Origin of the sequence: Lutibacter sp. HS1-25 (assembly GCF_004121075.1) — a bacterium.
In the GTDB taxonomy this organism is placed as follows: domain Bacteria; phylum Bacteroidota; class Bacteroidia; order Flavobacteriales; family Flavobacteriaceae; genus Lutibacter.
On sequence record NZ_RHLN01000024.1, the window covers coordinates 1 to 14,256 of the forward strand.

Here is a 14,256-nt window from a genome sequence, read left to right on the forward strand (position 1 = left end):
TATTCCCACATCGCTTCCAATTGTTCTGCCATTTTCTCTTTGCGCGTCTTGATGGAATTGCCCCAAACAAAGGTATATCTCCCTGCTATAGACTCTATTTTTGTACCATCTGTAAATACTTCTTTGAGGGTGACAAGTCCTTCTTCTGCTAAAAGTAAAACAACTTGTTTAAAAATGTCTTTAAAAATAGTCTTCAGTTTTTTACTGCGAAAACGTGCAATAGTATTATGGTCTGCAACTTGTTGCGCAGCAAGCCACATAAAGTTGATGTTCTCTCGCATCGCCTTTTCTATCTTACGGCTAGAATAGGTATTATCCATATAGGCATAGACCATTACCTTGAGCATCATTTTTGGATGGTAACTTGGTTTTCCTTCTTTACTATATTCTTCTACCAGCAAACTTAAGTCGAGTTGCTCAACTATTCCATTGACTATTCGAACAGGATGATCATCAGCAATAAGCTCTTCAATAGAAGGTGGAAAAAGCCAATTTTGCTGTTGATTATAGGATTGAAAATTTGTATTCATATCTTTGATTATCAATACCTAAAGATACAAAATGACCGATTTTTATACAAATCATTTAATAAAAAAACCGCCTCAGGTTATGAGACGGCTTCTTTCTATTTTCACAATAAGTTTTTAATAACTCATTGTTACTATTTTTTCAACAAGTTCAGGTGTTACTTTTCCTTTTTCACCTATCCCTTTCCAACCTCTTTTTTCAAAACGTTTCGAAATAATTTCAGCAGTTCCTTTGTAATCTTTGGTATAATCAGAAAGTTTTGTATCTATTCCTAATGAATGGAAAAATTGAGTTGTTTTTTCAATTCCAGCCAATGCTTTTTCTTGTAAATTTCCTTCGGTAACATTCCAAACTCGCTCAGCATATTGGGCAAGTTTTTCTTGTTTATCTTCTAAGTTTACTGTGTAATGACTTTTGGTAATTATTGCCAATGTACGAGCGTGATCTATGCCGTACAAAGCTGTTAATTCGTGCCCAATCATATGAATTGCCCAATCAGACGGAACTCCTTTTTGAATCAAACCATTTAAGGCCATTGTGCAACTCCACATAAAATTTGAAGATGCATTGTAATCAAATTCATCTTTTAACATTGTTGGTGCAATTTCAACCAAAGTTTGCATAATGCTTTCAGCAAAACGATCTTGTAATTTTGCATCAACAGAGTAGGTCATATATTGTTCCATTACGTGTGTAAAAGCATCTGCTAATCCGTTTGCAATTTGACGTTTTGGAATGGATTTTACCACCTGCGGATCTAAAATTGAAAACTGAGGAAACAAACCTGGACCTCCCATAGCAAATTTCTCTTTTGTTTCAGCTCGTGTAATTACAGCGCCCGAATTCATTTCTGAGCCAGTTGCAGGCAATGTTAAAACAGTTCCAAAAGGCATACCTTTAAAAGTACGTTCGTTATTTACAAGAATGTTCCAAGGATCCAAGCCACCATACAATGCCGCAGAGGCTAAAAATTTGGTTCCGTCAATTACAGATCCACCACCAACAGCTAATAAAAAAGTAATCTTTTCTTCTTTAATAATTTTTAAAGCTTTTATTAAAACTTCATATTCAGGATTTGCTGGGATTCCACCAAATTCAACCACATCAAAATTAGAAAGTGCCGTTGTTACTTGCTCGTAAATTCCGTTCTTTTTAATGCTTCCGCCGCCATACAGCATCAATACTTTGGCGTTCTTTGGAATTTCTTTTGAAAGTTTAGAAATTTGATCTTTTCCAAAGATAATTTTAGTCGGATTTTGAAAATCAAAATTATTCATAAGTTGTTGTTTTGAATTAATTACTCAACTACAGTTACTAAATCTTCTGTTGATTTTCTCACTTTTTTAAGGTTTACCAACCAATCTTTATCCGCATCTCTGTAACCAATAGGTAATAACACACAACTTCTCAATCCTTTTTCGCGCAAGCCTAAAATTTCATCAACAGCATTTGGGTCAAAACCTTCAATTGGCGTACAATCTACACCTTCATAAGCGGCAGCAATAATAGCAGCACTAAATGCAATATAAGCTTGTTTTGCAGCGTGGTTAAAGTTTTCTTCAGCATCTTTTTGCGGATATGAACCTAATAACATTTTTCGGTAATTTTCCCATCCTTCGTTTTTAAACCCACGAACCTCGTTTGTTAAATCAAACATTTTATTAATTCTGTCTTCGGTATAAGTATCCCAAGCCGCAAAAACCAATAAATGTGAACAATCTGTAATCATAGACTGATTCCAAGCTACAGGTCTAATAGCTTCTTTTATTGCCTGATTTTTAACTATCAATATTTCAAAAGGCTGTAAACCACTTGATGTTGGTGCCAAACGAGCAGCTTCAATAATATTGTCAATTTTTTCTTCTGATACTTTTTCACCATTCATTGCTTTTGCTGCGTATCTCCAGTTTAATTTGTCTAATAATTCCATAATTTTAATTTATTTTTTAGTTATCGTTTTTTGAAATTTTTGTGATTTGATTTGATGTTATGATTTTTTCTGTTGTACTTGAATTTGCCAATTTTACCATTGCCCTAGCAATATCCTTAGCTTCTGTAATTCTATATTTTTTTAATTTCCCAAGAAATAGAGGTTGAATGATTTTAAAAACCATTAAACCTATTTTTTCAGCAATACGGGTTTCATTTCTATTTCCTCCAATAATTGAAGGTTGTAAAATATACGTGTTTGCAATATTTTGCTGTAACACATCACGCTCCATTTCGCCTTTGGTTTTGTTATAAAAAATACTGCTTTCAGCATTTGCACCTAAAGCCGAAACTACCAAAAATGTGTTGATTTTATTTTCTTTTGCCAATTTTGCCGCATTTACAGGAATACCGTAATCTATGGCTTTGTAAACTGTTTTGTCGGGTGTTTTTTTAGCAGTTGTACCTATACAACAATACACCTCATCACCTGTAAAATGGACTTTAAAACTATTTAATTCAAATAAATTTCCTGTGTATTGTTTTACTTTTAAAGGCAATCCTTCAATTTTTTTACGTCCAAACAGTTTAATGGTTTCATAGCGTTGATCATTAATCAACAACTGCAACAACAAATTGCCTGTTAAACCCGAAGCTCCAATAATAATAGCTGTTTTTTTCATAACTTATAATTTTATACTATCCCAAGCCGATTGAAATGCTTCTTCTAAATGTTTTTCATTTAAAATAAAATTTTCTTTTTGGTGCATACTTGTTAGAAAAGACAATGGATAAATGGTGTATGCGTACAATAAATAAGGCGAAATCAATTTAATAATTCCCTTTTGTTGTCCGCGTTCCCATAAATCTAACAATGGTTGTAAATTTTTCAAACCTTCTTGTCGGCTTTTTTCATCAATCATTGGCGTATTGTCGCATTGCGATAAAAAGTTTGACTCGTCTATATTGTTCAATCGGTAGTTTGCAATATTTAACCAAACTTGCTTAAAACTGTCTTTAATACTTTGCTCCTTTTCAAAATTTTGAAATGCATAATTAAAAAATGCTGCCTTTGTTTCTAAATAAAGTTGATTGATTAGGTCTTGCTTATTTTCAAAATAGATGTAAATAGTTGCAGGAGAAACCGCTGCCATTTTTGCAATTTTAGACATAGGCGCATCATGAAAACCATTGTTATTCACCAACTGAAGTGTTGCGTTTAACAGGTCGCAGCGTTTTTTATCACATTTTTGTCTAATTGCCATAATACTTTATTTACTGTTTTTCTGAGGCAAAGATATATAAAATTATTTACAAAACGAACGTTCATTCATTTTGTAAATATAAAATTATGTTAAAAATTAATTGTAGTACTTTTGCTGAAGAATCTATTTTATGAAAAATAAAAACAACAATAGTCAACTTCATTCAGAAAACGTACATCAAAACGGATATCAATTTTCTGAATTGATTGAAGCGTATCCAACATTAAAAGAATTTGTATTTGTAAATAAATACAATACTGAAACCATTAATTTTGCCGATCCAAAAGCGGTAAAAGCATTAAATACCGCTTTGTTGTTTAAGTACTATTATATTGCGTATTGGGATTTTCCAGATGACAATTTGTGCCCGCCTATTCCGGGTAGAGTAGATTATATTCATCATTTAGCCGATTTATTAAAAAACTCAAATATTACAAAAAATGTAAATATAATTGATGTTGGTGTAGGTGCAAATTGTATTTATCCGTTGTTAGGAAATTCAGTATACAGTTGGCGATTTTTAGGAACTGATATTGATAAAAAATCGATAGACAGGGCTGAAAAAATTGTAAAAAAGAATGCACTTTCAAAAAGCATTCAATTCAAACAACAAAAAGATGCTACCCAAATTTTTCAAGGAATTTTAAATGAAAACGACAAGTTTTCAGCAACTATGTGTAATCCGCCATTTTATCGTTCGCAAGAAGAAGCTATGCAAGCAAATGCTCGAAAACTAGCAGGTTTAGGCAATGATGCAAAAGCTCGAAATTTTAGTGGAAAACAACAGGAATTGTGGTATAAAGGCGGAGAAAAAGCGTTTATTCACACCTATTTATACGAAAGTTCTATGTTTAAAAAACAATGTTTTTGGTACACAACCTTGGTTTCTAAAAAAGAAAATGTACAAAGCATGTACGATTCTTTAAGCAAATTAGGTGCAACAGAAATTAAAACCATACCAATGCATCAAGGAAATAAAGTAACCCGTGTTGTAGCTTGGACTTTTTTAACTGCTGAAGAACAAAGTGCTTGGTAGTTTTTAGAATATTATTTTTGTTGCCATTGTAATACAAAATTGCAAGAAAAATCATTCAAAAATGTTGTAAGAAATATAAAGGATTTGGTAAAAGTATTGTGTAATTTTATCGCTTATAATTTAAAGTATCATTTATTTTTTTCTGATTTTAATATACAGCTATGCAAGGGAAGTTTTATTTTACCCTATTACTATTTTTCTTATGTTCTAATATTTTCTCTCAACAAGGAAATTATAAGTTTAACAACTATGGAAACAGCTCTATGTTACTTTCAGGAAACGTAACTGGTAGTGTTGAAGATATTGCCTTAACTTATTACAATCCAGCTCGTTTAACCGAATTACAAAGTACAAAATTTGCATTTAATGCACAGGCATATCAAGCTAGTTCGTATAAATTATCAAATCTTTCTGGCGATCAATCAAGTATAAGCGATAATAATTTTGATGGAGTTCCTTCAATTGCAGGAGGTACTTTTAATTTATTTGGCACTCGTTTCGCATATGCTGTTTTATCTAAATCTCGGGTTAATATTGATTTAAATTACACAAGTAATTTTGAAAATAATGAGCCGTTGGATGTATTTGATTTTATGAACGAATCAACAACTAAAACCAGTTTAAATAATAAAATAAAAGATGACTGGCTAGGTTTGACCTGGGCAAAAAAAATAAATGAAAAACTAAGTTTAGGGATTTCGGGTTTTGCTTCAATTTATAAAGAAAGTAACTCGACTCATTTAAACTTTGTAGAAAAAATCCCAAATGATGGTATTGCATTTTACAACAGTAGTGTTGGGTTTAAACAAGAATCTTATGGGCTGTTTTTTAAATTAGGTGCAAATTATCAATTTTCAAAGTTTGAATTGGGGTTAAATATGAATTTACCATATTTGGAAATATATAACAAAGGAAAATATAATTATACAAATATAATTGCTGGTGTAAATCCAGAAAATGATAAGTTTTATGATTATAACTTTAAAGATTTAGAATCTGACCGAAAAGTTCCCTTAGGTATTTCAATAGGTGCTGGGGTACCCGTAAAAAAAAGTAAATTACATTTAAATCTTGACTATATTTTTGGTTTAAATGCATACAATAGATTAACTATACCACAGTTTGAAACAGGAAATGAAGTATTAACTACCGTTTTATTTGAAGAAAAAAGAAATGGCGTTTTTAATTTTGGTGCTGGTTTTGAAATTTTTATGACTGAAAAAATTTCTTCTTTTATTAGTTTTTCTACCGATTTAAATTCGATTGAAAATAATGCAAACGATTTTATACTTTTTGATAACGGAGAATTGAATAATAATTTTAATGAAAACCTAATCCATTTTGGTCTAGGAATTGACTCAAAATTAAAATGGGGTAATATTGTTTTTGGTACCACTTTAACAAATGGATCGAGTCGTTTAAATAATGTTAACAAACCTTTAATTGATAGTAATACCAAACAATACATTAATTTAAAATACAATCGTTGGCAGTTTATAATTGGTATAGAAATTCCTTTTTTAAATGATAAATTAAAAGAAGTTACAAAAAAACTAATTTAATTATTTAAGATCAGGAAAATGTTTGTTGAAAAATTAAAACTGCGTTAGGGATAGCAGCGGCATCCTTTTTTACAATGCAACGCAGTGAAATTGTAAAAAAGATATAGCGAAAAGCCCGACCCGATAGGGAACGCCCTAATAATTAAATTGGTTTTAAATATTAAAATTTACAAAAAATTCGGCGTCTGGATTCAAGTTTCTAGACTTAAAAAATCAATACCAGCGTTTTTTGTTCTTTTTTGAAGCTTCAGATTTGCGGCCTGGTTTATTTTTACTTTTTCCTGGAGTTTTATGAACCTCGCGTTTTGCCTTTGGATCTAGCACATACGGATGGTTTTCTTCAACAGGAATCACGGTGTTTAATAACTGCTGAATGCCTTTGATATAAGGTTTTTCATCTGCAGAACAAAAAGAGAATGATTTACCAGAATTTCCGGCTCTACCAGTTCTACCAATTCTATGCACATAGGTTTCAGAAATATTTGGAATGTCGAAATTGATAACCGCATCTAAATTGTCAATATCTATACCACGAGCAGCAACATCGGTGGCAATTAAGATATTTATTTTACCGTCTTTAAAGTTATCCAACGCCTTTTCGCGGTCGTTTTGCGTTTTATCTCCGTGAATACTATCTACCTTGTAGCCGTTGCCTTTCAACATTTTTTCGAGCTTGGCAATGCCCATTTTGGTACGTCTAAAAATAATAATATTGCCTTCAATATTGTTTCTTAACAAAAACAAACACAGTTCCATTTTATGTTGTTTGTGCACATAAAACAACGATTGTTCTACATTTTGCGCTGCAGATGAAGAAGGCGTAGCATTTACAGTTTCAGGCTCTTTTAAAATGGTATTTGCCAATTGCACTACTTTCATTGGCATAGTTGCTGAAAACAATAAAATTTGTTTTTCAACCGGGCATAAACGTTCAATTTTACGAACATCATCAATAAAACCCATATCCAACATCAAGTCGGCTTCATCTAAAACTAGGGTCTCAATAAAATCTAAATTTATTACATCTTGTTTGTGTAAATCTAACAACCTACCAGGCGTTGCAACAACTATATCAACACCTTTATTCAACACATCTTTTTGAGGTTCAATAGAGGTTCCGCCATAAACAACTGTAGTTCTTAAGTTGGTATATTTACCATACACTTTAAAACTCTCGTATATTTGAATTGCCAATTCACGGGTTGGACTCACAATCAACGCTTTTACCTTTTTTCCTTTTTTACCTGCATCTTGTTTGTGAAAAAGCATTTGTAAAATAGGCAAAGCAAAAGCTGCTGTTTTTCCTGTTCCGGTTTGTGCAGTTGTAATTACATCTTTTTTGGCCAAAACTAAAGGAATTGTTTGCTCCTGCACAGGTGTAGGCGCGTCGTAATTTTGTTCGGCAATGGCTTTTAAAAGCGGTTTTATGAGTTGTAATTCTTTAAATGGCATATGCGTTGTTTATACAATATTTTTGCAAAGATACGGTAAAATAGGCAAGGAGATTTATCAAATTTAAGACTTACATAGTATGTAATTTTTTTTTATTGAGTAATTTTGTATTTTAGACAAGTGGAAGAACAAGGTTACATAGAAATAAGGGTTACTAATAGAGATAATACATTAGCTCCCAAAGACATTGATATAAATGAAATTAAAGAAATTATATCAGATGTGGAATCATTCTTATATCCTGAACGAAAGGAAAAACAAAACCGACCACATATCTCATACAATCTTGAAGAAGGTTCTGCAAAACATAAATTCTTTTTACCTATTTCAGCTGTGATTTTATTCAATGGTTTGACAAGTGAAATAAAAAGCAGAAATAATCTTGATTTTTTAGATTACAAAAGACAATCAATTATTGATAAATTTCAACGGAAAGCTATCAAATATGGTTACTCAATTGAGTTTAACAACTCTATTTCAAAAGAGTCTCCTTTAATTATAGATTATACTACAAATTTCGAAATGATTGCGCCTACTTTCTACGAAAGTGAATTTTACCTATATGGAGAAATTTATCAAGAAGGTGGTAAAATGCCTAATTTACATATTAGCACTAAAAAATATGGAAACCTAACCATAGCTGCTACTAAAGAACAAATTATGGATGGTATTAAAAAAACGTATAAACCATATGGAATAAAGGTTCGAGGTAAAAAAAGTTTTGAAAATGATAAATTGTCAGACTTAGAATTAGTAGCGTTTATACAGTACAAACCTATTTTTAATAAATCCCTTTTAGAAAAAGTAATTGAAAAAGCATCAGTTAATTTAAGCAAAATAACCAATGTTGATACTTGGATTGATGATTTAAAAGCTGAAGGGATATGAAAGAAATAAAAAGTGTTCTTTTAGATAATTCTTTCTGTATTAGGTTGTTGAAAAGAGATGATGAATTCCATCAAAATGCAATAGATTATTTTGAATATTTTTTAGAAAATGAAATAGAACTTTACCTGTCTACTATAGTTGTAAGCGAATATGCTGTTGGAGATAATCCTGATAATTTACTTTCATTAAATGCTTTTCAACTATTGGAATTTGATTATGCAGATGCTAAAACTGCTGGAGCATTTTTTGCAGAACTTAAAGATAATGAGGAATTAAGAAAATCTGAGCAACGTAAAGTAATTATCAATGATATAAAACTATTTGCTCAAATTCATAATAGGAAAATTGATGCCTATATTACAAAAGATAGAAAATCATTGAGTAAAATGATAGATCCTTTAAAAAAGACACATAATTTAAACTTTGAATTTATTGATTTGTCGGTTTCTTTAAATGATAAACTTGGTAGATTGTTTTAATAAATAATAGCCAAAATTACAACACCAACAATCCGAAATTTCTTAATTTTTTAACAGGTTTTGAATACCAAAACAACTCGAAGTTTTCAAAATGCATTTCAAAATCTTCTTTTATTTGTAAAAAGGTAAGCGTGCTGTTTTGTTTAACCGAAATTTTCTTCAAAATGGCTAATAGCCACTCACCTTTTTCTTTTTCAAATGAAATTTCAAGTAAATCATTTTTTGAATGAAAAGCCAAATTAATTAGCTCTAACCTAGCTCCTCTTTTGGTTTTTGAGGTATATGAAACCAATGGTTTGCCACCAAGCCAGACTATTTTTGCTGAAGATTTGATATTTAAGTCTTCTTCTGATTTTAAACAATCTTCAATAAAATAAGACTGAATTTCAGTTTGTGGAATTTCAAAATCAAACCAGTCTTGCAGCGGAAGGTCAAAACCAATGCCGTGCATAAAATTGAAAATGGATTTTTTTAATCCGTAACTAAATTTATCGTGTTCAATATTTGTTTCGTCTTTAAAATCAACGTCGTTATTGGCAAAAGTAATGTCTTTATAATTGGGTAAAACACCATATTTTTCAGGATTTAAACCAATCGGACTATGGGTTGTCAATGCAAATTGATGCCAAAACCCAGACTGAATAATTTGCAGTTCAAATAGTTGCCTTACCATTTCTAAACTATCCACCGTTTCTTGCGCTGTTTGCGTTGGAAAACCGTACATTAAATAAGCGTGCACCATAATGTTGGCTTCGGTAAAATTAAGATTTACCTGTGCCACTTGCTCAACCGTTACACCTTTATCAATTAGTTTTAACAAACGATCTGAAGCCACTTCCAAACCACCCGAAACCGCAATACAACCCGAAGCTTTTAACAACAAACAAAGGTCTTTTGTAAAACTTTTTTCAAACCGAATGTTGGTCCACCAAGTGACACCCAAATCACGTTTTAAAATTTCCAAAGCCAAAGCCCTCATCAATGCCGGTGGTGCAGCTTCATCAACAAAATGAAATCCAGTTTCGCCAGTTTTGGCAATGATTTCTTCCATTCTATCAACCAATAATTTGGCGGTTATAGGCTCATAAATTTTGATATAATCGAGAGAGATATCACAAAAAGTACATTTTGCCCAATAACAACCATGCGCCATAGTGAGTTTATTCCAACGACCGTCACTCCATAAACTGTGCATTGGATTTGCAATTTCTATGACCGAAATGTATTTATTTAGCAACAAATCTGTATAATCGGGCGTACCAATTTCAGCTTGTTTGTAGTCGCTTTTTGTTGAAGAATTATTGTAAACAACAGCGTTTTCTTCCTTTAAAAAAGTTCTTTTAAACTTGTTAAAATCTATGTTTTCTGCGGAAGGATTTAACACATTTGATAGCAACAATTCAACAGGCAATTCGCCATCATCTAGAGTAATATAATCAAAAAAATCAAAAACACGAACGTCTGAAACAGAACGCAATTCGGTATTTGGGAAACCGCCACCCATACCAATTTTAATTTTTGGATACTTGTTTTTTATAAATTGAGCGCAACGAAAAGCACTGTATAAATTGCCCGGAAATGGCACTGAAAAACACACCAATTTTGGTTGAATTTCTTCCAGAATTTCAGCTAAAATTTGAAGTGTAATTTGGTCAATATAAGTTGGGTTGTGTTGTAAACTGTTGTACAGCTCGTCAAAACTATTGGCACTTTTTCCCAAGCGTTCTGCATACCTACTAAAACCAAAATTTTCATCAACACATTCTTTGATAAAATCAGATAAATCTTCTAAATAAAGGGTTGCTAAATGTTTGGCTTTGTCTTGCAAACCCATTTCGCCAAAAGCATAATTTAAATCGTCTAACTGTTCAAAACGTGAAGCCTGAGGCAGAAAAGAATCTGTACAAATTTGCCTTGCAAAAGTTTGATTTTTTCCTTGCAGAAATTCAATAACTGGCTCAATGGTTTTTAAATAGTCGTTTTTTAGAGCAAATATTCTTTGTGAATTTTCAGAAGTAATTGTATTATTTTCAACCGAAAAATTAAAAATATCAGTCAACCCTTTTTTTGAAAAAAGAGCCAAAATAACTTCAATTCCTAAATCTGATTGATGCGATTGTATGTTTTTTGTATTTAAAAAGCCTTTCAAATAAACGGTGCCCGGATAGGGTGTGTTTAATTGGGTAAAAGGCGGTGTAATCAATAAAATATCTTTTACCATTTTAAATACAATTTTAATGATTTATTGTTTTTCAATTGTTCGCAAATATAGTTCTTCTACTTTGGTTCTTGCCCAAGGTGTTCTGCGTAAAAATTTCAAACTCGATTTGATGGTTGGGTTGCTGTTAAAACAATTTATTTTTATACGTGTTCCCAATTCTTCCCAACCGTAAAACGACACCAAATATTGCACAATTTCGGCCAGTTTTACACCGTGTAACGGATTGTTAATTTGGCTGTTATCTTTTGGTTTATCTAAATCCATTAAACTGTTATTTATTAAATTATTTTGCAAAAAAAGCCATTTCAAACAAGTCCAATTCTTGTACTATTGACACTATTTATTTGTGATCGAAGTTACAATATAAGTTTTTATAAATTATAATTGAGGAAAATTACCCGATGACATCAGCACCAAACCTGCAACCAAATTGATAAGTAAAATAATTAAAATAGGTTTTATAATACCTCTTTTTGGGTATGTGGCATTTAAGGGTTTTTCTTTTTCCCAAATAAGTTTATACAAAATAAAAACACCTATTAAACTTGATACTATAGAAATTATTAAGGCATAAATAATATCACTTGCTGATATAAAATTAGTGATAGAAACCTTGTCTGCAATATTTAAAAAAGTATAGATATAATTTAATGCAAACGAATAAAAAAATGCACCAAGAAGCACCAACCAACCACTATTTTTTTTATTCAGTTGAAACAAGTTTAAAGCCATTAAAATACCACCGCCAAATACCGAAAACAGTGCACCAAAAATAAAGATAGCTTGTGTGCTATACAATGCAGGTGTTTCTGTATTTGATTCTATTTGCACCGTACTTTGCGATGCCGATTGCGCTATAGGCTCAATAATTTCAGCCAATTCTTGTTTTATAATGTCGCTATTTTCAACAGTAATTCCTCTTTTTTCAAGCTCTAATATGGCTGTTAAAACAGCATAATGTTGAAAATCGTCTTTATTATCAACGTATTTTTTCAATTCAGCATCTGACAATCTTGCCATTCTTATTGAAAAGTAATTTTCTTCGCTCATTTTTTTATAATTATATATTTTAGTTCGAAGTTAAAATATTGTTTAAAGCTGTATTATTTTGCTATTGTTATGATAAACAAAAACCAAAAAACACCGATATTTTTTAAAATCTAATATTTGCAAATTTAAGGGTTTTTTAAAGTCTTTTAATAAAAGTTGTAAATTAAACTGCTCAATCTCACTTTAGTTAAAACAAAAGCAACTATTTGAATGAATTGAATGATGGTTTTTTAAGTTTAAATTTACTAAAAAACCCAATATAATTTGCCCGTTTATTTCACAAAAAAAGCCCAATGTAAGTTAAAAAACAAGCATTGAGTACTAAAACAAATAGGTTATTTTAGTTTAAAAATTATAAAACGCGTACATTTTTAATTTTAGCAGTTGGGTTAAAATCCGCAATATTTAGAGGGGTTTCTTCACCAGTAACTTGAATTTTACCTTTATAATCTTTTTCGTCGAGTAAAAATTTAATATTTAAATCAGGGGTTTCAATCACAAATCTATCTCCACCTATGTATGTGAACCAAATTTTATAATTTGGATATTGCGCTATAAACTCACCAATAGTTGAATTTACGCCAATACCTTTTTCAGTTTTAAATTTTTCGCTATTCACAATTATTTCACCAATATTTTTAGTGTAAATATTTGCTTCAAAATCAAATTTTGGTTTTAAAACCATTAGTTGTTCTTCATTTGCTGAAATTTTAAAAATTGGTTCTGTCCATTCTTCACCTTCATCCATAAGCGTAATAGCATCTTCCTTAATGGTATAGTTTTTAGCTGAAATTTTTTCTCCAATTTTAAAATCACCTACCGAATTATTCAAAATTAAAGTGTTTTCAGCAGTAGTTTGAGTTGTTAAAGTTTCTGTTTTAGTTAATTGGGTTACATTGTTTTTTGGTGACAAATTACAGCCAATAAGAATAAATGCCACAACAGAAAATGGTGCTAATAATTTTTTCATAATTAAAATTTAAGATTAAAATTTTTGATACAATTTTTTTTGATAACCAAACATATCATTTTTAGTGCGCATATTTTATGATAATTGTCAAATATCAGTAAAAGAATAGCTGTTTTTTGTAACTTTATGCTATGATAAAAGACACTAAACTAGCCGTTTTAATAGACGGCGACAATATTCCATCAAAATATATCAAAGAAATGATGGAGGAAATTACCAAATATGGCACACCAACCATTAAAAGAATTTATGGAGATTGGACAAAACCACATTTGTCTAAATGGAAAAATATTTTGCTCGAAAATGCCATAACGCCCATACAACAATATGGCTATACAACTGGTAAAAACGCAACAGATTCTGCAATGATTATTGATGCTATGGATATTTTATATTCTGAAAAAGTAAACGGATTTTGTTTGGTTTCATCAGATAGTGATTTTACAAAATTAGCCACACGTTTGCGTGAAGCTGGTTTGGTTGTTTACGGTATTGGCGAAAAGAAAACACCCGACCCGTTTATAGTTGCCTGCGATAAATTTATTTATTTAGAAATTTTGGCTTTGGAAGAAGACACTCCAGATGGTGCTAAACCAACAAAAAAGGCAAGTATTGATAAAATTAATCCGAAAGTAATTAGATTGTTAAGAAACTCGGTTGATGATGCCGCCGATGACGATGGATGGGCTTTTATGGGCGATGTAGGTTCGTTATTATTAAAAAAGCAACCCAATTTTGATGCGCGTAACTTTGGTTTTGAAAAATTAACCCCATTATTTAAATCGTTGCCTCAATTTGAAATTGAACAACGCGATAACAATAGTGGTAGATTTAAGCTTATTTATGTAAGAAATAAAAAAAATAATAAGTCATAAA

General features: G+C 31.1%; 15 protein-coding genes. 5 read left to right on the forward strand and 10 right to left on the reverse strand.

The genetic code is table 11. From position 1 onward, the window contains the following. The 5 genes from EC396_RS09760 to EC396_RS09780 form a co-directional block, all read right to left on the reverse strand. Positions 1-530, reverse strand: a 530-nt coding sequence (locus tag EC396_RS09760; RefSeq protein ID WP_164975239.1) for a transposase, incomplete at its 3' end; no start/stop codon positions are given. Positions 531-644: 114 nt separating this feature from the next. Continuing rightward, positions 645-1,805: an iron-containing alcohol dehydrogenase gene (locus EC396_RS09765; protein WP_129366520.1), complete on the reverse strand. Its 1,161-nt coding sequence runs from the start codon at positions 1,803-1,805 to the stop codon at positions 645-647. A gap of 20 nt (positions 1,806-1,825) precedes the next feature. After that, positions 1,826-2,458 (reverse strand): nitroreductase family protein, encoded by a 633-nt coding sequence (locus tag EC396_RS09770; RefSeq protein WP_129366521.1) that lies wholly within the window; start codon positions 2,456-2,458, stop codon positions 1,826-1,828. 16 nt (positions 2,459-2,474) lie between these two features. Further along, entirely contained in the window at positions 2,475-3,140 is a 666-nt protein-coding gene (locus tag EC396_RS09775; protein ID WP_129366522.1) for an NAD(P)H-binding protein, read from the reverse strand. Between the two features lie 3 nt (positions 3,141-3,143). Next, complete coding sequence (locus EC396_RS09780; RefSeq protein WP_129366523.1) at positions 3,144-3,722, reverse strand: TetR/AcrR family transcriptional regulator; 579 nt, start codon at positions 3,720-3,722, stop codon at positions 3,144-3,146. A 130-nt stretch (positions 3,723-3,852) separates the two neighbouring features. Here EC396_RS09780 and rlmF point away from each other — a divergent pair, with 130 nt between their 5' ends. Both rlmF and EC396_RS09790 read left to right on the forward strand, forming a co-directional pair. Beyond that, a complete protein-coding gene (gene rlmF / locus EC396_RS09785; protein ID WP_129366524.1) occupies positions 3,853-4,758 on the forward strand; it encodes a 23S rRNA (adenine(1618)-N(6))-methyltransferase RlmF in 906 nt (301 codons plus the stop codon). A gap of 161 nt (positions 4,759-4,919) precedes the next feature. Further along, entirely contained in the window at positions 4,920-6,320 is a 1,401-nt protein-coding gene (locus EC396_RS09790) for a hypothetical protein (RefSeq protein ID WP_129366525.1), read from the forward strand. A gap of 213 nt (positions 6,321-6,533) precedes the next feature. Here the strand turns inward: EC396_RS09790 and EC396_RS09795 are convergent, their stop codons facing one another. Beyond that, a complete protein-coding gene (locus EC396_RS09795; protein ID WP_129366526.1) occupies positions 6,534-7,772 on the reverse strand; it encodes a DEAD/DEAH box helicase in 1,239 nt (412 codons plus the stop codon). Positions 7,773-7,892: 120 nt separating this feature from the next. Between EC396_RS09795 and EC396_RS09800 the strand changes: the two genes are divergently transcribed. Both EC396_RS09800 and EC396_RS09805 read left to right on the forward strand, forming a co-directional pair. Then, positions 7,893-8,660, forward strand: coding sequence for a hypothetical protein (locus EC396_RS09800; RefSeq protein WP_129366527.1), 768 nt, complete (start codon positions 7,893-7,895; stop codon positions 8,658-8,660). After that, a complete protein-coding gene (locus EC396_RS09805; protein WP_129366528.1) occupies positions 8,657-9,139 on the forward strand; it encodes a PIN domain-containing protein in 483 nt (160 codons plus the stop codon). The genes EC396_RS09800 and EC396_RS09805 overlap by 4 nt, the downstream gene beginning before the upstream one ends. Positions 9,140-9,155: 16 nt before the next feature. On the opposite strand, the gene EC396_RS09810 is transcribed toward EC396_RS09805, so the two are convergent. The 4 genes from EC396_RS09810 to EC396_RS09825 form a co-directional block, all read right to left on the reverse strand. Next, on the reverse strand, positions 9,156-11,360 hold the full coding sequence (locus EC396_RS09810) for a radical SAM protein (RefSeq protein WP_129366529.1): 2,205 nt from the start codon (positions 11,358-11,360) through the stop codon (positions 9,156-9,158). A gap of 21 nt (positions 11,361-11,381) precedes the next feature. Beyond that, positions 11,382-11,624 (reverse strand): VF530 family DNA-binding protein, encoded by a 243-nt coding sequence (locus tag EC396_RS09815; RefSeq protein ID WP_129366530.1) that lies wholly within the window; start codon positions 11,622-11,624, stop codon positions 11,382-11,384. A gap of 114 nt (positions 11,625-11,738) precedes the next feature. Continuing rightward, positions 11,739-12,410: a hypothetical protein gene (locus EC396_RS09820; RefSeq protein WP_129366531.1), complete on the reverse strand. Its 672-nt coding sequence runs from the start codon at positions 12,408-12,410 to the stop codon at positions 11,739-11,741. Between the two features lie 352 nt (positions 12,411-12,762). Continuing rightward, the gene (locus EC396_RS09825) at positions 12,763-13,380 is read right to left on the reverse strand and encodes a hypothetical protein (RefSeq protein ID WP_129366532.1); all 618 of its coding nucleotides are present in this window, start codon (positions 13,378-13,380) and stop codon (positions 12,763-12,765) included. A gap of 131 nt (positions 13,381-13,511) precedes the next feature. On the opposite strand from EC396_RS09825, the gene EC396_RS09830 reads away from it, so the two are divergent. Further along, a complete protein-coding gene (locus EC396_RS09830) occupies positions 13,512-14,255 on the forward strand; it encodes an NYN domain-containing protein (RefSeq protein ID WP_129366533.1) in 744 nt (247 codons plus the stop codon). Position 14,256 lies beyond the last annotated feature (1 nt).

Bases quoted from the DNA above. Each gene is read 5' to 3' on its own strand.
- EC396_RS09815 (WP_129366530.1), bottom strand. From the start codon at position 11,624: ATGGATTTAGATAAACCAAAAGATAACAGCCAAATTAACAATCCGTTA.
- EC396_RS09770 (WP_129366521.1), bottom strand. From the start codon at position 2,458: ATGGAATTATTAGACAAATTAAACTGGAGATACGCAGCAAAAGCAATG.
- EC396_RS09795 (WP_129366526.1), bottom strand. From the start codon at position 7,772: ATGCCATTTAAAGAATTACAACTCATAAAACCGCTTTTAAAAGCCATT.
- rlmF (WP_129366524.1), top strand. From the start codon at position 3,853: ATGAAAAATAAAAACAACAATAGTCAACTTCATTCAGAAAACGTACAT.
- EC396_RS09775 (WP_129366522.1), bottom strand. From the start codon at position 3,140: ATGAAAAAAACAGCTATTATTATTGGAGCTTCGGGTTTAACAGGCAAT.
- EC396_RS09780 (WP_129366523.1), bottom strand. From the start codon at position 3,722: ATGGCAATTAGACAAAAATGTGATAAAAAACGCTGCGACCTGTTAAAC.
- EC396_RS09790 (WP_129366525.1), top strand. From the start codon at position 4,920: ATGCAAGGGAAGTTTTATTTTACCCTATTACTATTTTTCTTATGTTCT.
- EC396_RS09825 (WP_129366532.1), bottom strand. From the start codon at position 13,380: ATGAAAAAATTATTAGCACCATTTTCTGTTGTGGCATTTATTCTTATT.
- EC396_RS09820 (WP_129366531.1), bottom strand. From the start codon at position 12,410: ATGAGCGAAGAAAATTACTTTTCAATAAGAATGGCAAGATTGTCAGAT.
- EC396_RS09830 (WP_129366533.1), top strand. From the start codon at position 13,512: ATGATAAAAGACACTAAACTAGCCGTTTTAATAGACGGCGACAATATT.
- EC396_RS09810 (WP_129366529.1), bottom strand. From the start codon at position 11,360: ATGGTAAAAGATATTTTATTGATTACACCGCCTTTTACCCAATTAAAC.
- EC396_RS09765 (WP_129366520.1), bottom strand. From the start codon at position 1,805: ATGAATAATTTTGATTTTCAAAATCCGACTAAAATTATCTTTGGAAAA.
- EC396_RS09805 (WP_129366528.1), top strand. From the start codon at position 8,657: ATGAAAGAAATAAAAAGTGTTCTTTTAGATAATTCTTTCTGTATTAGG.